We start from the raw sequence: 19,087 nt of genomic DNA, 5'->3' as shown, positions 1-19,087 counted from the left end.
TGCCATTCCCGATTGCTCAGGTCGCTTTTGTAAGCTTTTCTACTCATCACTATTGCTTTTAGCTACTGTCTTGTCATCGTAAGAGCCTATGCGCCTCAATCTCTGCTGCTTTCATTTTTTCTTTATAAATCAGCTCTTAAAAGGTAATATACGAAAAGGTTATTCAGTCTAAACATCTGTATGAGATAATGGGCGGCAATTCGGCAGTTTAATCGCCCGAATTCCAATCATACATGAGCAAACACGCAGTCTAATCAGCTAAATTTCGGAGTTAGATTGCAAATACGCAGCCTAACACACCCGATCGGGTGGTTAGACTGCGAGAAGTCTGTCTAATCAATAGTTATGTTTCAAGCCAAGCACTCGTAACTGAGCAATTTCTGTCAAGCATCATGGATTCCGGGGAAGTAGGCTATTAATAGCTGAGGAGGATACTTCATTGAATGAATCTGCTGCTGACCTCTATTGCGCTAGATTCTGCAAGGTGCTTGAGTACATTGATTCCCATCTAGACGACGATCTGACAATCGCTCGCCTCAGCAATGTTGCCGCATTCTCGAAGTATCATTTTCATAGGCAGTTCTCTGAACTCTTTGGGATTAGTGTATACAAATACGTTCAACTCACTCGCTTGAAACGCGCCTCGTATCAACTTGCTTTTCGAGATTGGATACCGATCGTCGATATTTCACTAGCGAGTGGTTACGAAAACCATGAATCGTTTTCTCGTGCATTCAAAAAGAGCATAGGGCAAACGCCTTCCGAATTTAGAGAGCATCCGCAGTGGAACCCTTGGCACTTAATTTATCAACCGCTGAGTGACTTAAGGATTGAGCACATGAAACCAAACAATCAGCCCGATCGTGTCAAGGTAATCATGTTTAAAGAGACCAAAGTTGCGGCTCTTGAGCACCGTGGCGACCCAAATCTCATTGGGAATTCAGTCCGCAAGTTTATCGAATGGCGAAAGCAGAACAATCTGCCGCCCCAGGTTAGTGATACTTTCAACATCCTCTACGACAATCCATCTGAAACCTCGCCTGAAAATTTTCGTTTGGATATTTGTGCATCAACAGAGTGGGATGTGACTAACAACTCATTTGGAGTTTTAGAAAAAACGATGCCCGGCGGTCGATGCGCCGTATTGCGATACATTGGAGACGATGCGAATCTTGGCGAAAGCATCGCTTATCTTTACTCGAACTGGCTCCCGTTGAGTGGAGAAGAACCGCGAGACTTTCCACTATTTTTACAGAGAGTCAAGTTTTTCCCTGATGTGCCTGAGCATGAGGCGATTATTGACGCGTTTCTTCCTCTCAAGTAAATTCGTACAGATGGCATAGGCTATTTGTCGAGCAGACATTAAAGCCAAAAAAACATAACAATGCCCATGCACACCGACCGTTGAGAGTTGATCGGTTATGATGCAGAGATTATCTGCGGCGGGTGATGGGCAACGTTATCGACGGTTAATAAACCTCATGACTGGTTGAATAACTTGCTTGCTGCTAAAAATCAATCAGTTGGTGTCTCAACCCTAAAGTGGCAATCGGTTGAGTACCATGCCATGCTTGTACGTAAGCGTTGCTTAACTGTAGTTATCGCCCTACTCTCTCCACAGTCTACTTCCCGATCGCGGCGATCGCAACCGAACTTCAGCGCGATCGCGCTCAAATCATCGTCCTTGCATTGCAAAGCCGATTATGGGTGACTCCTCTGCCATTGAGACACCAAGCGAAATGCCCATATGCTCAATACAGATGCGATAAGCAGCACTAGCCATGACCCCCAAAGCGGGAAAGTCACAGCACCAATTTGAACCGACCAATGAGTTAACAGTCTGACAAGATGCAAGAGAGCAAATAAAGCAAAAATACTCGCTGAAATGAGGAGATAGTTCTTTTCACTCATTGCTAAACCCTCCCTTTTGTAGCAATCGAGAGATAGAAATCTGCGATCGCACTTTTTACCTAAGATCTTGTACTAAGTCCAAGCAGACTGGCGATGAATCGTTATTTCTGCAACAAATTGTTATCTCTACAACAAGACAGATCGCTTGAAACTGATAGCAGTAACTTTTAATACCAATAGGCTCAGCTTTCTCACAAATTCCTCAACTTTTTATCTTAAGTTTAGGGTAGAGTCGATCTGCTGTCAGGAGTAAGTAGCACGGGTATTCCGTAGAGAAATTGCCGATAAAACTCTATCCAACTACTGGAAGGTGGTGGATATGCTAGTCGATATTAGCTACAAATCAAATCTGCAATTTCAGATGACTGCTAGAGGTCATGTTGTTACTAGCGACCAACCTCAAAGCAATGGCGGTGAAGATGCTGGTATGACTCCACCGGAGTTATTTCTAGCCGCTCTAGGCAGTTGTGTGGGTGTTTATGCCGTGAAATACTGTCAAGCTAGAGGTTTAGATGCTACTGGCTTGAACGTTGAAGTTTCAGCTCACAAAACGACAGATTCTCCCATTAGGTTAGATGACATCGAAATTCACTTGAGTTTACCTATTAGTTTGACCGATCGCCATCAAAAAGGTTTAGAGAATGCTGTGAATGCTTGTCTAATTCATGCCACTCTAACGCATCCGCCCAGAATTACTACTCAAATCGTCAGTAAAACAATACCAACTACTTAATGAAACTAATTTGAGTGTTGACTTGAGTAAAAAGTAGGTTTGGATTCAAATCGACTTGCTCTACTGCACGCAAAGCAGAGCAAAGTAAAAGAGGTGAAAAATATGAGTAACCAGTTAGTGACTTCTACTCGTGCGAGCAAAAAAGCTCTTATCTATGGTTTTGTATGCTTGCTGGCTGGTAGTGCGATCGCATCATTGTTAACGCTCGATCGCGTTCAAGCTCAAGATCGAGATCTGAAATTAGATAATTCTGCCCCAAATACGCCTGTTGTTCCCAGAACGGCTGCTGCTAGTCGCAGCGAGCGCCATTACATTGAATGGACTATCTTCCATGACGAGCAAGCGGTAGCAATGGCTGAACTGGCTTTGAGTCGAGCTACGCATCAAGAAGTTAAAACCCTAGCCTCTACCATCAAACAAAACAAAACTCAGGAACTTCAACAACTACAAGCTTGGCATCGGCAGTGGTATGGAACTAATGCGCCCAGCTACTTCAGCCGTTGGCAACACAGAGATTTAGCGAGAGATGAACCAGAGCAATATAGAATGCATGTCATTGAAACAGATTTAGCCCAACTGAACAATGCATCAGACTTCGATCGGGAATTTCTGCGACAGACGATCGCTCGCGATCGCATGGCAATGATGATGTCTGCAATAGTACTCGATAGTGCCGAGCGCTCCGAACTCCGAGACTTTGCTCGCTCCACGATTGAACAACAACAGGCTGAAGTCGAGCAGATGCAGCAATGGTATCAAGATTGGTATCAATAATTTTTCGCTTCTCTGGATTTGAATTGCTCTAATTGTTGTGCTTGTGCGAGCAAACGATTAGAGATGCGATCGCACACTACCTCGCATAAATCGAAAATCATCGGATCGGCAATCTCATAAAAAACGCTGATGCCTCTAGGCTCGCGCCTGACCATCCCTGCTTGCATTAACACCTTCAGATGCTTGGAAACATTAGCCTGACCTAATCCGGTTGCTTCAACAATTTCCGTCACATTTTTCGCTCCCGATCTTAAACAATTGAGAACTTGCAATCGACTGATTTCAGATAACACTTTGAAATATTCTGCCACTTGAGCAAGAGCGGCAAGGGAAATCTCAGGCATACGCGATCGGTAATTTAATAAATCTACAATTTTCATTGTACACAACCATATGAGCAGTTGGTAATATGGTTATAGAATAGGAACAGAGAGACAAGACTTCTAATGACTTTTATTCAAGGAGAGTTATGGAAAACGTCAAGAAGATTAACGAGCAGCTCACTGTTGCCGGACAAGTTACGCCAGAGCAACTGCAACAAGCGGCGCAAGAGGGCTTTAAGTCCGTACTCAATTTGCGATCGCCTGACGAAGATGGTTACTGGCAAGACGAACAGCAGCAAGCAGAGGCGCTAGGGCTGCATTACGTCAACGTTCCCGTCAAGGTCGATACTCTGACTGAGGACAGAACCACTCAAGTAATGGAGCAAATCGACGCACTACCGAAACCACTCTTAGTTCACTGCTATAAACAGATGCGGGCTGGAGCAATGGCATTGATGAACGTCGCCACCAGAAACGGACTGACCCCAGAGCAGGCATTTGAAAAGGCTCATGAAATTGGGTTTGATTGTAGTGCTTATCCCCAAATGAAAGAGTTCTTTGCCCAGTACGTTTCAATGCACTCAAAGCAAACTGAAGCGAAGACCAGCTAGGAGGAAAACATCATGCTCTTTCGCCAATTATTTGATGCTGAATCTAGTACCTATACGTATTTAATCGCTGACCATACCACAAAAGCTGCTGTTTTGGTCGATCCAGTTTTAGAGCAGGTAGAACGAGATTTAAAACTACTGAAGGAGTTAGGACTCATCCTGCACTACTGCTTAGAAACTCACGTCCATGCCGACCACGTTACGGGGACTGACCGATTAAGGCAGGCAACGAGTTGTTCGGGCATCGTTCCCGATCGCGCCCATGTTGCTTGCGCCGACCGTCACATTAAAGATGGGGAGACATTGCATTTGGGCGACATTACCATCACAGCTATTGCTACCCCTGGTCATACTGACAGCCACATGGCTTATTTGGTCAATGATGACCGAGTATTGACGGGAGATGCTTTGTTTATCCGAGGTTGCGGACGGACGGATTTCCAAAGTGGCGATGCTGGGACGTTGTACGATTCAGTTACAAAACACTTGTTCACCTTGCCAGACGAAACTTTAGTTTATCCCGCTCACGATTATCGGGGTCATACTGTATCGACGATTGGGGAGGAAAAACGCTGGAATTCTCGTTTTGCCGAACGCGATGGTCGCGGAGCGAACCGCCTTCGGCATCGCCCCAGTTTCATTGAATTTATGAATCACCTGAACCTACCAGATCCTAAGAAGATAATGGAAGCCGTTCCAGCCAATGAGATGTGCGGACACTTAGCGGCAACTGCTTAAGAGAATGCTATTTCAGCAATCGTCAGGTGAGCAAGCATGATGACAATTGGGTGGATTATCGGTCACGTCATCGCCATTGCAATTGGGATTAGCTTGGGCTTAATCGGTGGTGGTGGTTCAATTCTGGCGGTTCCCACTCTAGTTTATGTCATGGGCGTAACGCCAAAATCCGCGATCGCGATGAGTTTGGCGATCGTGGGTACGGTGAGCTTTCTAGGAGCGATTCCCCACTGGAAACTCGGCAACGTCCAGTTGAAAACTGCTGCCATGTTTGGTTTATCAACGATGGTAGGAGCCTATGCAGGCGCTCGGATTGCAACACTGCCATTTGTGACAGGGACGCTACAAATGGTGCTGTTTGGCACGATGATGTTGCTAGCAGCAGTGTTTATGCTTCGCAAACATCCTCAAATCGATCCGCCTCCGCCTGTACGAGAACCAGACTTGGAGCTGTACCCCAAACCAGTATGCAGATATTGCTGGCTGTGGCTGGTGAGTGAAGGACTCGGCGTGGGTGCGCTAACGGGGTTAGTAGGTGTGGGTGGTGGTTTTGCGATCGTGCCAGCGTTGGTTTTGTTAGGAAAAGTGCCGATGAAACAAGCGATCGGTACGTCTCTACTAGTAATTGTTCTCAATTCTATTGCTGGCTTTTTAGGTTATTTAGGGCGTGTCAATTTGAATTGGGAGTTAATCACCACATTTACTGTCGCCGCTAGTTTGGGAATTGTTGCGGGAGCTTACTTAGTTAGGTTCGTACAAGCCAGACACTTACAAAAAGCTTTTGGCTATTTTCTCCTAGCAATGGCTGCTTTTATCTTCTGGCAAAATCGCACGGAGTTGCACTCTCAAAAGTCACCGAGGCGGTTGCCCGTAGGACAAGTTAAGCTAGCGTCAGGGCGAGCGGTAGAGCCAAAAATTAATCGGAGAAGTCCATGAAAAAATAAGTGGAACTCATGGCATTTTTTGGTTTAGTTTTTTGCTCTAGAACTAGTACTTTTAACTCAAGTTTACTTAATTAGAAGCTACTCATTGCCTTTTAATCTGTTAATATAGTAGTGGGATCGTAGTAAACCTCAAACATAGATTTAGTAGCAACGCTCCCAGCCAAGAGCAAAGCTAAACCAGGCTCTCAGGAAGAGGCAGCTATGAGAGGTTTCAAACAAAACTGCGAAACCTATAAACCATAGAATGGGTGTGGAGGAAACCTTGCAAAATTTAATACCAAGTAGTTGAAGGGCTGTATTTTAAACGATATAGTCCTTCAACTTTTTCGACTGAAATTCTTGAGATTTATCTTTTCAATACATGATTAAATAATTTGATAGAGCGAGTTGACCTTGAATGAAAGCTGTAAAACATCTAAATAAGAATTATTAACCAAAGAGAGTGTTGAGAAAGCTAAAGCTTCAAGACTTGATAAAATAAAAGTGAGAATACACCCGCTTGCGATCGGCTGCAAGCTAGGAGAGAACGCCACAGAGAGTCAAAGGGGGAATCCAACTATGTTAGAAAACCTATCAAGAGATCCACCCAGTCAACCGCAACTCATTCCCGATCCTTGGGAGGCTCCTAATCCTACAATTCCATCTAGATTCACTGCCAACACTTGGCAAATTCCGTCAGAAACTCATCATTTAATTGCAGCAGCAGGAAATCCAGCATTACCGCGATTGGCAGCAGCACTAACTCCAATTCAAGTGTTGCTACAAGACGAATTAAAACTCAGAGTCGATGCTAGCAGCAGGCTCAAAACTCAATTAGAAAAAGCTTTGGCATTACTGTGTTGGATGGAACCAGCAATTTAGATCGATCTGCGTTGGACAATGACAAAAACAATGACAAAACTAGGATTGACAGCAAGCTCATATCAACAACTTTCTGTTAATCCTTTTACGTGTGGTGCGTGGTGAGTGTAAAGAAGTGACATGACGTAGAACGCCGATTCAATCTGAGGCGAAGATCGTGAACGCACAATTTCAAAATCGCACGCAAGCAGGCGAACTCCTAGCTACCAAGCTGACAGTATATGCCAAACGCCCAAATGTGTTAGTTCTAGGGCTACCGCGTGGTGGCGTACCAGTAGCATTTGAGGTCGCAAAAACACTCAACGTACCCCTAGACATTATCTTAGTTCGCAAGCTAGGCGTACCCGCACAGCCAGAATTAGCGATGGGGGCAATTTCTACAGGTGGCGTGCGGGTACTGAATGACGACGTGGTGAAATGGCTGGGCATTTCTGAGGCAGAGATCGATACAGTTGTCCAACGGGAAATGCAAGAATTAGAACGACGCGATCGCCTTTACCGAGGCAATCGTCCCATGCCTCACGTCGAGAACAGCACGGTAATTTTAGTAGATGACGGAATCGCTACAGGTTCTACCCTAAGAGCGGCGATCGCAGCATTGCGGCAGCAGCACCCGCAGCAAATTATTGTCGCAGTTCCGATTGCTGCCGCTTCAGTTTGTCAGCAGTTGCGATCGGAAGCAGACGATGTTGTGTGCGCGATCGAAGTAGAACAGTTGTCGGCGATTAGTCTTTGGTATGAAGAATTCGCTCAAACCAGCGATGAAGAAGTACGCGCTCTTTTAGCAGAAGCAGCAAATGGCTATGCTGCATTGTTTTTGTCGTGATACATAGCAGAAGGCAGAGGGATAAACTGACGAAAACAACATAATTCAATCCTCTCAATCGGTTTTTCTTCATTCAAATATTTATATTTCGCCAGCGAATTGCTAAAAAAATTGATAGTGCCTCAAGCAAGTGTGGGATAAACTGCAAGATCTAGCCAAGTCCGAGGTTTTGACGTTAGATCTGCACGCCTACGCTGCGGTCGTGCCTAAACGGGAATGTACCCAGAACCAGGGGTAGTAGCTAATCACAAGCCTGAAAGTAACTATGGGAAAGCTCCCAGATTGTGCCAAACTTGCGAGAGTTGGCGGGGAAATCATTCCTTTGCCAATCTCTGATGTTTTGTCGTCGATGCCACCGCGAGCGTTTGCTGCCGAATGATACCATTGGTTCGCTCTAATCGTTGCGTTAAAAGTTTACTCATGTAGCGGTCAACTTCTGGAGCGCAAAACACGCTCATACCCTTGCCAACCATCAGTTCCCCATTCTTTGTACCAGCGTCTTAGCTTCAGTACTGCTGACTAATTCAATAGCTCAGGAGTCGGTATGCTTACCCACACGACCACACAAAATTAATCCACTTAATTGTGCCTTGCCTGATTGCCAGCCAACCATCTCCAACTTCGAGTTCCGTTGGCAGGCAGTGATGAAGTGTTTTTTCCACAAACGACCACCTAAGCGTCGGCAGCGATGGCATCCGTATCCACAGCTTGTACTTGAGCATTATGAATCAGTTGTGCTTTTTGGCTTCCAGCTCGAATTCCTCTGACTCCAGTATTGTAGGACAATCCACTCACCCTACTAATACCACGTAAGCTTGTTCCCTCGCAGTGTGCCTGTAAGACAATCCGCACTTCCTCTTGACTTACTTGCCGACGAGCGGAAATTGTGTCAAAGGTATAGCGTGAATGTTTGCTTACAGTTTGGGCACTGATATCGTTGACAACATTAGCTTGTTTAACCCTTGTTTATGGGTCTTATCATGAGTAGTTTTCTTTACCTACAACATAATATCAGTCCCACGCTTTCCTGACGCACAACCTCGTCAGCCTTGAATTGAGTCGTTTGCAACATATTTAAACGGGTTTTCTTGACACATTCTTGTCATATTTATGCCTCAGAATAGAAACATCTAAAGAGTTCGGAAGTTGAACTAATCCAATGTTAAAGTTGTTGCATTTGAGTGCTGCGATCGCTGCTATTCTTGGCGCTCAGATTAGTAGCAGCAGTTTGCCTCTTGCCGCTCAAACCGTTACCAGAGAAGTTGAGCCAAGTAACCGCGAATTTTTGACGGCACAAATATACCGATCGAACCCCAGGAACGAAGAAGGAATAGATCCTAACCTGATGCTAGCTTTAGCAGGCTTGGCAGGTGGCGCTGCGGCGATCGCCTTAGCCGCTAGAAATAACGGACACTTCAAATCTCCAGTAAAATCGCGTCCTATTGCTGTAGGAGGTTCCGTTCGCGTCGAGCAAGGTAGCCGTCATCTTCAGAAAAGATTAATGAGTTTGCTGCATGACGAAAGAGAAACAGCCAACCGCCTTTTATCTCAAGCTCAAAAGAAAAATCCGCACCAGTCAGTTGATTGGTATATGGAAAAGGTAATCTACGACCTCAAACGCGATCGCGGCGGCTATTAATGGAGATGTCAAAGCGCACAGTTGTGCGCTCTGACACAACACCATAGTTCCTAAGATAGACTTGCAATTTGTGAGAAATTGAAACAATAAGGAGGGTAACTCTCTTTTAAAAGACGTTAACACTATGAGCTTTAGTTTTTTTGACTTGTTCTGGGTTTTCCTCTTCTTTTCTTCGCTGCAACCAATATGGCAGCGTCGTCAGATGGAATTTCGTCGCGTCAAAACTATCCAAGATTTTGAACGGGGTCGCAATAGTCGTACGATCCTGCTGATTCACCGTCAAGAGTCAATTAGCTTGTTGGGAATTCCCCTTTCTCGTTACATTACGATTGAAGACTCAGAACAGGTACTTAGAGCAATTCGTCTCACTCCACCTAATGTCCCCATCGATTTAATTCTGCATACTCCTGGGGGTTTAGTCTTAGCAACAGAGCAAATTGCTAGAGCCTTAATTCGCCATCCAGCTAAAGTCACGGTGTTTGTACCCCACTATGCCATGAGTGGTGGCACGATGCTAGCACTGGCATCGGATGAAATTGTGATGGATGCTAACGCTGTGTTGGGACCAGTCGATCCGCAGTTAGGTAACTTCCCCGCTGCAAGTATTCTCAAAGTGGTGGAAGACAAGCCAATCGGTGAAGTGGAAGATCAAACCTTAATTATGGCGGACTTGTCGCGTAAAGCGATCGCTCAGGTTCAGCGCTTTGTCCGCACGTTGTTAAAAGACGATGTTCCCAAACAGAAAATCTCGCCGGAAAATATTGAAAAGATTGTCGAGACGCTAACGACGGGACAAGTCACTCACGACTACCCTATCACCGTAGAAGAAGCAACAGAACTGGGATTGCCAATTACAGTAGGATTGCCAAGATCGATCTACGACCTGATGGAATTGTATCCTCAACCGCAGGGAGGTCGTCCCAGCGTCCAATATATCCCGATGCCATATGGCGATCGCCGTCCGAGATTACCCGAACCCAAGGGTAGACCGTTACCAGATCCGATGGAACCATAATTTTTGTAGAGACGTTACACGTAACGTCTCTATAGAAGCATCTAACAAAACAAAACTGAAAATAAAAAGCAGGGTTTTTCTTCCCCTGCTGCTAACTTATGGTTGTGAGATTTTGGTTACGCAGCTTTCCTGAAATCGTCGTCATCTATATCGTGAATTCTCCTAACTTGAGAATCATATTTTTTAGGAGATCGTTCTGACATTTCAGTATTCTGTTGATGGAGTTGATGAAGCATATAGATTTTATCAACTAGCTTGGATTTATCGATTCTATGGCTACCTCTCATAAGTTTCTCCTGTTGTCTTTGTTTGCATGAAATCAAAATATAGACAAAGAAAGTGATTTCTTCGAGACAACAAGGTGACAATTTAGAGACAAATAACAGGTAAAAAAGAAGCTTTTTGTCAGTCAAGCTAGCAAAGGCGATCGCCGAGATTAGATTGAGATACCAGAGTAATTACCGTCACCTCTGGCGGACACAAAAATCGACCGGGGGCATAAGTTCCTAAGCCGCGATTGACGTACATTTGGTTCTCCCCAACTTGGTGAAAACCCTGCGCCCATTCCCAGTGACGCACGACTTTAGCGCACTCAGCTTGCATAAATGGCATCCAACGCCGCATGTTTTTAGGCAGACTGCGGCGCAAATCTTGATACCAAGTAATCGCGGGACCAATACCAGGTAAGGCAAACTGACCACCATGAGTATGACCGGATAATTGTAAATCGACGCGCCATTTTTTCAACGGTACGGCTGTGTCTGGATTGTGAGATAAGACAATTCGAGGGATTTGCGGGTCTAGCTGTTTCATTACCGATTTAGCATCGAACTCCCGCGACCAATAATCAGCTAGTCCAACTAAAGGTAATTTTTTCCCAAATGGGTAAGCAATTTCATTCCACAGTACACAAATGCCCACACTTGTCAAGGCTTTAGTGACTTCTACTTTGGAATAGGGGTAATGGATATCGTGATTGCCCAGGCTAGCATAAACTCCATAGCGACTTTGCAGGTGCTTGAGTCGCAAGACTAACTGATGGATGGGGCTGGGATCGTCGGTAACGTAATCGCCAGTTAAAACGATCAGATCGGGATCGGCTTCGTTCGTAGCAGCGATCGCCTGCGTTAACATCTCTTCTGAAAGCTTAACACCGTCGTAATGCAGATCGGACAGTTGCACTATCTTCGTCCCTACCAAAGATGCAGGTAAGTCGGCGATCGCTACCGTCAGTTTCTCTACACTCAAAGATCCAGTCAATAGCCAGTGCATACAAGCTTGGGTTCACTCCTCAAACAGCGCGATTATAGCTTAGCCGAAGCGACGGATGACGCGAAATATACTGGATAACATCTGCTGCAATCTGTGGTTTTGTTCGTAATTTTGGCGAGTTTGAGCGAAAGCTGCCTTACTATTCACTTCTGATAAGGTGGGATAGATGTGAATTCCACTCAGAGCAGATAGTTTTAGATTATGCGACATTGCCAATATAATCTCATGAATAAGTTCGCCCGCCGCTGCACCAACTAAATGAGCGCCGAGTATTTGCCCGTTACGTTTAGTAATAATCTTAGCAAATCCGGCTGTTGTTCCGTCAGCTTGGGCGCGATCCACATCTGCATATTCTTGTTTGATAACTCGAACATCGTTACCATACTTTTTCCTAGCTTCTTGTTCCGTTAATCCCACTCTTGCTAATTCTGGCTCGGTAAATGTTGCCCAAGGAATGACGCGATTGCTTACTTTAAATATTGGTAAAAACAAAGCATTTTTGAGAACGATATTTGCTTGATAACTAGCAACGTGGGTGAATTGATAACCGCCCAAAACATCGCCACAAGCGTAGATACGGGGATTAGAAGTTTGCAGTTTAGAATTGACTTCAATTCCCTTTTTACCTACTTTTACACCTGCTGCATCTAAGTTCAAAGATTCTACGTTTGGTGCTCGTCCGGCTGCAACTAAAATTTGGTCAGCGATAATCTTTTCTTTTCCCGTCCAAATATATTTTTTACCATCTACAACTTCGATTTTTTCTGCTTTGGTATTGAGGAGAAAATTAATACCTTCAGATTTAAATTGTTGATGGATAACTTCAACTGCTTCTGGATCTTCCTTGGGAAGGAGGCGATCGCGGCTGGCAATGATGGTAACTTTCGATCCTAAGCGGGAAAATGCTTGTCCTAATTCACAACCGATTGGTCCCCCACCAATAATTGCGAGTGTATCTGGACGTTCGGTAATTTCAAACACTTCTTCGTTAGTAATAAAACCCGCTTCCTTGAGTCCTGGTATTGGTAGCGTAGCGGGACGAGAACCTGTAGCAATGACAAAACTTCTGGCTTTGAGGCGGCGGTTATTAACTTCAAACGTTTTCTTGTCAACGAACTTACCATCACCAAAAATGACTTCTACACCCAAATCCTCAAATCTTTCTGGCGAATCGTGGGGTTGAATCGTGGCGATCGTATTTTGGACGTGTCCGATCGCTTTGGCAAAATCAATTTGCGGATCGTTACAGTAGATCCCAAATCTTCCCGCCTGTTTCACCTCATAAGCCACGCGGGAAGCACGAATCAAAGACTTACTAGGAACGCAACCATACCAGAGACAATCACCACCCAGCCGATGCTTTTCAACTAGCGCTACCTTAGCCTTAAGTGCAGCGGCGACACCAGCCACCACCAAACCACCCGAACCGCCACCAATAACCACAAGATCGTATTCCACAGCCATAACAAGTACCTTTAGGAGAAAGCGCGATCGCCTTCTTCTACTTATAGCGTTTTGTTGTCTTACTGAATTGAGCCTTGGGTGTTACTCAATTTCCTCTTTTGGGTAAATTAGCTGTAGGAGAAAATATTTCTCCTCAGCATGTATTTAATGCAACATGTTCTAATTTCTAAAATAAAACCTTAAGGTTATTATCTATGTCATCACATACAGAATCATCTAATTTTGTTGAATTCGAGCAGCACGTAGCCAAACTTTTTCATAAGGGAGGTTGGACAGTTGAAACTCCTAAAGCAAATCAACCTGGATACGATTTAGCTATTAGAAAAGGAGATCTGGTAGCCGCCGTTCAAGTTAAATGGCTAAGAGCAAATGTTTCAACCCCTATGATTCAAAGGTTTGAAAGCTTTCTAGAATCTAAGGAAGGTCAAAGATTCAACTATGGTTTTTTTGTCACCACAAAAGGTTATGCTGGACCAGCACGAGCTTTAATGAGAGCGTGGGGTGAGGATACCAAAATTCACTGTGGAGTTGCTTTAGAACATAAATTTGACTGGATCGATCCCGATAAAATTACCGATGGTAAAGACGAACAAGATAGTCAAGGATCGACAGGGATTGAAAAACCAATTTATTTCGGCGTTTTTACTTGTAAAGGTGGAGTAGGAAAAACTACAGTTTCAGCACACCTAGCAGGAGCGTTTGCACTTCAAGGATTTAACGTTGCTTTAGTAGATTTAGATCCAGAACAGAATTTACAAAAATTAGTAGGTGATGGTGTTTTTGTTCCTAATCCTAAAGGCATTGGAACAAACATTCAAGTTTTTGATGGGCAAGACTGGCATGAAGATGCTGCGCGTGATTGTCAAATAGTAATCTGCGACTGTTCGCCTGCACTTGAGCGCAATCCGAAAGAACTCATAGAGAAACTCGATTACTGCATCATACCTACAACCTTAAATCCTCTAGGAATAAATAAGCATGGTAAAGTTATTCAAAGTACTGTAGAGGAAATCAGAAAAATTAACACAATAGCTCATTTATTTGTACTAGTTAATAACTTCAAGCAACCTGGCGCAAATCATTTAAGAGTCCTTAAAAGAGCTTTTTTTGAGGCTTATAAGGAAATCAAAAAGACGGACGATAAATTTCATTGTATAGATCCAGAAGAAGTTTGCATTCGAGCTAGCGATCAACTTTACTACTGGGGTATACACCTTTTAGAGAATCCCGATAGTCCGCTCAGTGAACTAGCGTTTAAGCTGATTGGGGGTAAATGTCATCCGCGTGAGGATTTTATTAATTTATCAGATTACATAGAAAACAAAGCAGCTCTTGGTAGCTTGCGAAATGCTAGCAGTTGAATTATGTCAACAGTTAAAGCAAGGGCGAATAGAATTCGCGGCTACACAAACAAAGTCTGCCTCCGCAGACTAAAGAGTATATATAAGTTTTCTAACCTACCTCCGTAGGTTTCACCTATGTAGATGCGGTTTTAACTGTCTTTCTTCGAGAAGTATTGAGTCTGAGAGAATGCAACAACCCTCCTTAATTAAGTAATAGGGGATACGATCGCATCCCCCTATTTCAATTTACTAACTAAAAACTAGCCAATAGCTCATTAACTATTACCTTGCAGCATCGAACTTAACTCCAACGCCAACCACCGCTGAAATAGCCGTTCCAAAATTTCTTGAAATCTTTCCGAAGTTAACTGAGCTGAAAAAAATTCTTCTACCAATAGTAAACAATAACCTGTATCAGTTTGCAGAGGACCGATCGCCTGTCCTACAGCACCAATAAAGACGATCGCTGCTATATCTGGTTGTAACTGAGAACGATAAATTCTCCCCTCATAACCGCATTGAAGTCGCCGTTGTTCGCTAATATCGTAGAAGTGTGCAGCTTCATAAAAGCTAATTTGACCCTCTTGCAATCGATATAAAATCTCTAATGCTTCAGCTGCACTAGACACGGCAATTCGATAAAGTAAGACTCGTTCAAATTCACTTGGATGTTCGTTAAAGAATCGTTCTACTTCTATAGAAAAAAGACGCTGATTTAATTTTTCAGCCAACAGCCGATCGCGAATACTGGCTTCCCAAGTTTCTCGATCGAGCAGCCGATCTGTCAACCAAGTTAACAAATCGGCATCCATTTCTAAATCGCGATCGCGACGCTGGCGTTCCAACTCAGCTTGAATTTCCTCAGCTTCAACTGTTAAGCCTCTTTCCCGCGCCACACGTTCGATGATTCGGCGATATAAAATCTGCTGACAGACTTCTTTTAATTGCAAACTCTTTTGCAAGTAACTAACGATTTCAGCAAATTCTATAGATAAACCAAAAAAATCAACCGTCTGGCGTGTAGGGTTCATAAATACAACCACTTGTCATCGTAATAGTGAGTAAGCTAAGTGGTGAGTATTAAGGCTTTTTAAGTAAGATAAAAGCTGCGTCTTAATACAAAATATCTCATTATAGTTTTCCGGTTCGAGCTAACTAGCTGTCCCAAAAAGATTGAAATAAATTAAATATATTTCGCATTCTAGAGTTACTAGAACGAGATCTACGTCTACCAGATCCACCAAAAAGCGGCATGGTAAACGCTAAGGTAATTTGCGATAATTTGTAACTCGTACGGCGAGAAATAGAACTGCCATCCGTAAACTTATCTTGAGCATCAGCAAAAGTGTCTATATCAGTTTTTTGAAAAAAGAAAGAACCCAAGAAATCTTCCCAGCCAAATCCACCCACTACAGATTCTTGTTCCCGATCGGATAACTCATCTAACAGCCGATCGCTCTTGTCTTCATTAGGTTCAGACATATTAATATCTACTCCACTTAAGGTAAGAAAAATCTTAAATTTTCGTCAGGTTTGTTACGCAAAACTGATAAAGAACCTTGAATTTGTAACTTTCCTCGATCGAGTAGCACCACCCAATCAGCGCGATCGATCGCACTCGGACGATGGGTGATAATAATTGTAGTTTTGCCCTTACGGTAGTTTAACAATCGCTCCAGAACTTGAAATTCACTCACCGGATCGAGACCAGAGGTCGCTTCATCTAAGATAAGAATAGGTGGATCGCTGACAATAGCGCGGGCGATCGCTAATCTTTGTCGCTGTCCGCCAGATAAATTTGCGCCAAATTCTCCTAAAACTGTTTGATATTTATTAGGTAGTTGACTGATAAAACTATCGGCATCTGCAATTTGACAAGCTTTAACAATTTGCTCAAACGGAAGATGAGGATTTCCTAAACGGAAGTTTTCTAAAATTGAGCGGCTCCAAAAATGAGGTTCTTGAGGAATCAATACGACTTGCTGACGCAGACAATCGATCGCGATATCTGACAGATTATATGTCCCTATCCGAATGTTTCCCGATTGAGGTTGATACAGACCTGCAATTAATTTGGCTAAAGTACTTTTACCACACCCAGATTGACCGATCAACGCAATAACTTGTCCGCCCGGAATCGTGACTGAAAAATCTTCTAGTAGATCGACTCTGCCAGCATGATGAAAGTAAAGATTCGTACACTCAATATCTGCATCTGGTAAAATTTCAGCAAAGGGCTTATGAATGTCTCCAACCGCTTCTGGAGTGGCATCAATTACTTCTAAAAGACGATTGACTGCTGTTTGAGAACGAAAATATTCGTCTGTTAAACCAACTAGAGAATTAATTAAACCAACAACATTAATTTGCATCGTGTTAAATGCTAGCATTTGCCCGATGCTGAGTTCCTTGTTAATTACCAAAGTGCTACCGAATCCTAGTAAAGCGATGCCACCAAGGCTGCTTAACGTTTGAGTGAAAACACCGTTAATAATGCCAATTTTAATTGTACTAAAAGTCAAATGCGCTAAACGACCAAAACGACTTTGAAATTCATCCCAAAATTGGGGTGTAGCCGCTGTGGTCTTCATCACCATTGCGCCTTTAAAAGTTTCTACCAAAACACCCTGATTTTCTGCCGATAAAACGAGGAGACTGCGCGTTTTCTGCCGTAGAGCTGGTAAAAACGGTAGCGTTGATAAAATCATAATTGTGGCGATCGCCATCACCGCAACAGTCAGTTTCCAGCTATAAAACAGCATGAAGCCAAACGAAACTAAGGCAACAAAAAACTGGCTGGGTAGATAGGCAACAATTTGCGAGACCAACTGATTGATTTCAGTAATATCTCGCAAGCGACTGACAATTTCTCCACTGCGGCGAGTTTCAAAATAATCTAAAGGTAGATGCAAAAGTTTGCGTCCAAATTCCAAGACTAATCCTAACTGCAACTTTTGACTAAAATGAGCGATCATTGTAGTTTGTAATAGTTGCATCGTACTGCCAAACAGAGTTGTAACTACCACAGCAGCTATAACAACATTTAGCAGTTGAACATCTCCCCGTACTAGAACATCATCTGTGAGAATTTGAATTAAAAATGGGCTAGCTAAGGCAAGTAAACCTAAGACGAGATTAATGCCCAAAGCCTCAATCAGTATGGCTCGATAAGGTAATATCCGTTGAAAAAAACGGATAAATCCGCCTAAAGAATCTTCTTCATCCCAAGTATAAAAGCAGCTAGGATCGGGAGTTAGCAAAAGCATGATGCCATTCCATGCTTTCATTAATTCTCGCCTGCTTAAGTAGCGAATACCCGCAGCTGGATCGGCAATGACGTAATTCTTACCCTGTCGCCCGTACAATACTACCCAGTGGTTGCCCTGCCAATGCACGATCGCTGGTAGAGGAACATCATTAATATGGTCTACCACCTCTCGCGAAGCTTTAACTGGTCGAGTATTGAAACCCAAGGACTCCGAACCACGCCTTAAACCCAACATCGTCGTTCCCAACTGTCCAGTACTGACAGCTTCCCGCGAACGATTAATACTTAAAACCCGTCCGTGATGTCTGCAAATTGTAGCCAGACAAGCTGCCCCGCAATCTTCCTCGCTTGCCTGTAAGACACATGGATATTTTTTGTTAAACAGGCTAACCATAATAGGTAATGGGTAATAGGTAATGGGTAGTTGGTAATTGGGAAGCCGTAAGTCGTAGGGGGGGTTTTTTGAAGATCCCTATGAAAAAACAAACAGTACTACAGTTAAACCCGCCCGTACACAAGTCAGAAGTATTTCACGCACCACGCACCAATTTACAAATCCGTCAGTAGTCTTGCTTTTCTCAGAATGAATTGCAGTACGGTTTCGGAGCGAGAAATAATATCGGCTGCACCTTCCATCCCAGGTTGCAACCGACAAACACGATCGCCTGTACTGACAAATTCACGATCCGGCTGAATCGTCACTTCATAGATAGACGGGGCGATCGCTTCTAACCCCGCGCTAGCTGCGGGTATTGCATCTGGAGCAACGGCTTGAACGACACCCCTGAGAGTACCGTAGTCGGGATAAGGACAGGCAGAAACGCGCATTTGAACTTGTTGCCCGAGTTTAACTTTACTAATATCTGGTTCTGCAACACGAGCTTTTACCACTAAGGAAGCGTTGCGGGGAGCAATTTGGGCGATCGCATCCCCCATGCCTACCACCTGTCCTGGGTTACGCAGTTCTAGCTTGAGAATTGTGCCATCTGTAGGGGCAAGAATAAATGTCTTCCTCAGTTCCAAGCCAATTTGTTGTAGTTCTTTTGTATCCCGCTCTTGTTGATTTTGCAGGGCAATTTTGTTAACGATCAGGTTTTCGCGTTCTCTGTTTAATGCAGCTATAGTTGCAAGTCCTCTGGCTTTGGCTTGAGCGATCTGCTCGTTAGCTATAATCACCGTGGCATTACTAGGATTGAGGTTGGCTTCAGCTTGTTTGAGTTTGGCTCTAGCTGCTTTGAAAGCTTGTTCTTTTTCCTTAACTTGCAATTGGGCGATCGCACCTGTATTTGCTAGTTGTAGATATCTTTGCTTCTCTTCCTGTGCCAATCCTAGAGCGGCTTGAGCTGCTTGTACTTCTGCAATTGT

General features: G+C 43.8%; 19 protein-coding genes and 1 pseudogene. 12 read left to right on the top strand and 8 right to left on the bottom strand.

Annotated features, from left to right (window positions below; genetic code table 11):
• Window positions 1–439 precede the first annotated feature (439 nt).
• The 4 genes from ACRC32_RS02160 (at window position 440) to ACRC32_RS02145 (ending at window position 3,418) form a co-directional block, all read left to right on the top strand.
• Window positions 440–1,324, top strand: a complete 885-nt coding sequence (locus tag ACRC32_RS02160; protein ID WP_438552438.1) for an AraC family transcriptional regulator — start codon at window positions 440–442, stop codon at window positions 1,322–1,324.
• A gap of 243 nt (window positions 1,325–1,567) precedes the next feature.
• Window positions 1,568–1,711 carry a hypothetical protein gene (locus tag ACRC32_RS02155; protein WP_438552437.1) on the top strand — a complete coding sequence of 48 codons (144 nt, stop codon included), beginning with the start codon at window positions 1,568–1,570 and terminating at the stop codon, window positions 1,709–1,711.
• Between the two features lie 519 nt (window positions 1,712–2,230).
• Entirely contained in the window at window positions 2,231–2,644 is a 414-nt protein-coding gene (locus tag ACRC32_RS02150; RefSeq protein WP_438552436.1) for an OsmC family protein, read from the top strand.
• A gap of 102 nt (window positions 2,645–2,746) precedes the next feature.
• On the top strand, window positions 2,747–3,418 hold the full coding sequence (locus ACRC32_RS02145) for a DUF305 domain-containing protein (RefSeq protein ID WP_438552435.1): 672 nt from the start codon (window positions 2,747–2,749) through the stop codon (window positions 3,416–3,418).
• On the opposite strand, the gene ACRC32_RS02140 is transcribed toward ACRC32_RS02145, so the two are convergent.
• Window positions 3,412–3,762: an ArsR/SmtB family transcription factor gene (locus ACRC32_RS02140; RefSeq protein ID WP_438552439.1), complete on the bottom strand. Its 351-nt coding sequence runs from the start codon at window positions 3,760–3,762 to the stop codon at window positions 3,412–3,414. The two genes, ACRC32_RS02145 and ACRC32_RS02140, sit on opposite strands and share 7 nt — an antisense overlap.
• A gap of 125 nt (window positions 3,763–3,887) precedes the next feature.
• On the opposite strand from ACRC32_RS02140, the gene ACRC32_RS02135 reads away from it, so the two are divergent.
• The 5 genes from ACRC32_RS02135 to ACRC32_RS02115 all read left to right on the top strand — a co-directional run bounded on the left by ACRC32_RS02135 (window position 3,888) and on the right by ACRC32_RS02115 (window position 7,721).
• The gene (locus ACRC32_RS02135) at window positions 3,888–4,352 is read left to right on the top strand and encodes a beta-lactamase hydrolase domain-containing protein (RefSeq protein ID WP_438552434.1); all 465 of its coding nucleotides are present in this window, start codon (window positions 3,888–3,890) and stop codon (window positions 4,350–4,352) included.
• A gap of 12 nt (window positions 4,353–4,364) precedes the next feature.
• Entirely contained in the window at window positions 4,365–5,090 is a 726-nt protein-coding gene (locus tag ACRC32_RS02130; protein ID WP_438552433.1) for an MBL fold metallo-hydrolase, read from the top strand.
• 36 nt (window positions 5,091–5,126) lie between these two features.
• On the top strand, window positions 5,127–6,026 hold the full coding sequence (locus tag ACRC32_RS02125; protein WP_438552432.1) for a sulfite exporter TauE/SafE family protein: 900 nt from the start codon (window positions 5,127–5,129) through the stop codon (window positions 6,024–6,026).
• Window positions 6,027–6,592: 566 nt separating this feature from the next.
• Window positions 6,593–6,895, top strand: coding sequence for a hypothetical protein (locus ACRC32_RS02120; RefSeq protein WP_438552431.1), 303 nt, complete (start codon window positions 6,593–6,595; stop codon window positions 6,893–6,895).
• A 157-nt stretch (window positions 6,896–7,052) separates the two neighbouring features.
• Window positions 7,053–7,721, top strand: a complete 669-nt coding sequence (locus ACRC32_RS02115; protein WP_438552430.1) for a phosphoribosyltransferase — start codon at window positions 7,053–7,055, stop codon at window positions 7,719–7,721.
• A gap of 122 nt (window positions 7,722–7,843) precedes the next feature.
• Here ACRC32_RS02115 and ACRC32_RS02110 read toward each other — a convergent pair.
• Window positions 7,844–8,704, bottom strand: a pseudogene (locus ACRC32_RS02110) (IS1 family transposase); the annotation flags it as partial.
• A 176-nt stretch (window positions 8,705–8,880) separates the two neighbouring features.
• Between ACRC32_RS02110 and ACRC32_RS02105 the strand changes: the two are divergent.
• Both ACRC32_RS02105 and ACRC32_RS02100 read left to right on the top strand, forming a co-directional pair.
• Window positions 8,881–9,360, top strand: coding sequence for a hypothetical protein (locus tag ACRC32_RS02105; RefSeq protein WP_438552429.1), 480 nt, complete (start codon window positions 8,881–8,883; stop codon window positions 9,358–9,360).
• Window positions 9,361–9,484: 124 nt separating this feature from the next.
• Window positions 9,485–10,375 (top strand): SDH family Clp fold serine proteinase, encoded by an 891-nt coding sequence (locus ACRC32_RS02100; protein WP_438552428.1) that lies wholly within the window; start codon window positions 9,485–9,487, stop codon window positions 10,373–10,375.
• Between the two features lie 414 nt (window positions 10,376–10,789).
• On the opposite strand, the gene ACRC32_RS02095 is transcribed toward ACRC32_RS02100, so the two are convergent.
• Complete coding sequence (locus ACRC32_RS02095; protein WP_438552427.1) at window positions 10,790–11,647, bottom strand: metallophosphoesterase; 858 nt, start codon at window positions 11,645–11,647, stop codon at window positions 10,790–10,792.
• A gap of 39 nt (window positions 11,648–11,686) precedes the next feature.
• Window positions 11,687–13,111, bottom strand: coding sequence for a dihydrolipoyl dehydrogenase family protein (locus ACRC32_RS02090; RefSeq protein WP_438552426.1), 1,425 nt, complete (start codon window positions 13,109–13,111; stop codon window positions 11,687–11,689).
• A gap of 194 nt (window positions 13,112–13,305) precedes the next feature.
• Between ACRC32_RS02090 and ACRC32_RS02085 the strand changes: the two genes are divergently transcribed.
• A complete protein-coding gene (locus tag ACRC32_RS02085) occupies window positions 13,306–14,472 on the top strand; it encodes a nucleotide-binding protein (RefSeq protein ID WP_438552425.1) in 1,167 nt (388 codons plus the stop codon).
• 257 nt (window positions 14,473–14,729) lie between these two features.
• Here the strand turns inward: ACRC32_RS02085 and ACRC32_RS02080 are convergent, their stop codons facing one another.
• The 4 genes from ACRC32_RS02080 to ACRC32_RS02065 all read right to left on the bottom strand — a co-directional run.
• Window positions 14,730–15,485 (bottom strand): peptidyl-prolyl cis-trans isomerase, encoded by a 756-nt coding sequence (locus ACRC32_RS02080; protein ID WP_438552424.1) that lies wholly within the window; start codon window positions 15,483–15,485, stop codon window positions 14,730–14,732.
• A 124-nt stretch (window positions 15,486–15,609) separates the two neighbouring features.
• On the bottom strand, window positions 15,610–15,936 hold the full coding sequence (locus tag ACRC32_RS02075; protein ID WP_438552423.1) for a hypothetical protein: 327 nt from the start codon (window positions 15,934–15,936) through the stop codon (window positions 15,610–15,612).
• Between the two features lie 17 nt (window positions 15,937–15,953).
• On the bottom strand, window positions 15,954–18,116 hold the full coding sequence (locus tag ACRC32_RS02070; protein ID WP_438552422.1) for a peptidase domain-containing ABC transporter: 2,163 nt from the start codon (window positions 18,114–18,116) through the stop codon (window positions 15,954–15,956).
• 155 nt (window positions 18,117–18,271) lie between these two features.
• A partial coding sequence (locus ACRC32_RS02065) for an HlyD family secretion protein (protein WP_438552421.1) occupies window positions 18,272–19,087 on the bottom strand: 816 nt, incomplete at its 5' end.

Origin of the sequence: Chroococcidiopsis sp., from assembly GCF_051657925.1 — a bacterium.
Classification (GTDB): domain Bacteria; phylum Cyanobacteriota; class Cyanobacteriia; order Cyanobacteriales; family Chroococcidiopsidaceae; genus Chroococcidiopsis.
This window is presented reverse-complemented; position numbering and strand designations above follow the sequence as displayed.

Coding starts and splice junctions, on each gene's coding strand:
- ACRC32_RS02155 (WP_438552437.1), top strand. CDS start 1,568: ATGCTTGTACGTAAGCGTTGCTTAACTGTAGTTATCGCCCTACTCTCT.
- ACRC32_RS02150 (WP_438552436.1), top strand. CDS start 2,231: ATGCTAGTCGATATTAGCTACAAATCAAATCTGCAATTTCAGATGACT.
- ACRC32_RS02145 (WP_438552435.1), top strand. CDS start 2,747: ATGAGTAACCAGTTAGTGACTTCTACTCGTGCGAGCAAAAAAGCTCTT.
- ACRC32_RS02140 (WP_438552439.1), bottom strand. CDS start 3,762: ATGCCTGAGATTTCCCTTGCCGCTCTTGCTCAAGTGGCAGAATATTTC.
- ACRC32_RS02135 (WP_438552434.1), top strand. CDS start 3,888: ATGGAAAACGTCAAGAAGATTAACGAGCAGCTCACTGTTGCCGGACAA.
- ACRC32_RS02130 (WP_438552433.1), top strand. CDS start 4,365: ATGCTCTTTCGCCAATTATTTGATGCTGAATCTAGTACCTATACGTAT.
- ACRC32_RS02125 (WP_438552432.1), top strand. CDS start 5,127: ATGATGACAATTGGGTGGATTATCGGTCACGTCATCGCCATTGCAATT.
- ACRC32_RS02120 (WP_438552431.1), top strand. CDS start 6,593: ATGTTAGAAAACCTATCAAGAGATCCACCCAGTCAACCGCAACTCATT.
- ACRC32_RS02105 (WP_438552429.1), top strand. CDS start 8,881: ATGTTAAAGTTGTTGCATTTGAGTGCTGCGATCGCTGCTATTCTTGGC.
- ACRC32_RS02100 (WP_438552428.1), top strand. CDS start 9,485: ATGAGCTTTAGTTTTTTTGACTTGTTCTGGGTTTTCCTCTTCTTTTCT.
- ACRC32_RS02095 (WP_438552427.1), bottom strand. CDS start 11,647: ATGCACTGGCTATTGACTGGATCTTTGAGTGTAGAGAAACTGACGGTA.
- ACRC32_RS02090 (WP_438552426.1), bottom strand. CDS start 13,111: ATGGCTGTGGAATACGATCTTGTGGTTATTGGTGGCGGTTCGGGTGGT.
- ACRC32_RS02085 (WP_438552425.1), top strand. CDS start 13,306: ATGTCATCACATACAGAATCATCTAATTTTGTTGAATTCGAGCAGCAC.
- ACRC32_RS02080 (WP_438552424.1), bottom strand. CDS start 15,485: ATGAACCCTACACGCCAGACGGTTGATTTTTTTGGTTTATCTATAGAA.
- ACRC32_RS02075 (WP_438552423.1), bottom strand. CDS start 15,936: ATGTCTGAACCTAATGAAGACAAGAGCGATCGGCTGTTAGATGAGTTA.
- ACRC32_RS02070 (WP_438552422.1), bottom strand. CDS start 18,116: ATGGTTAGCCTGTTTAACAAAAAATATCCATGTGTCTTACAGGCAAGC.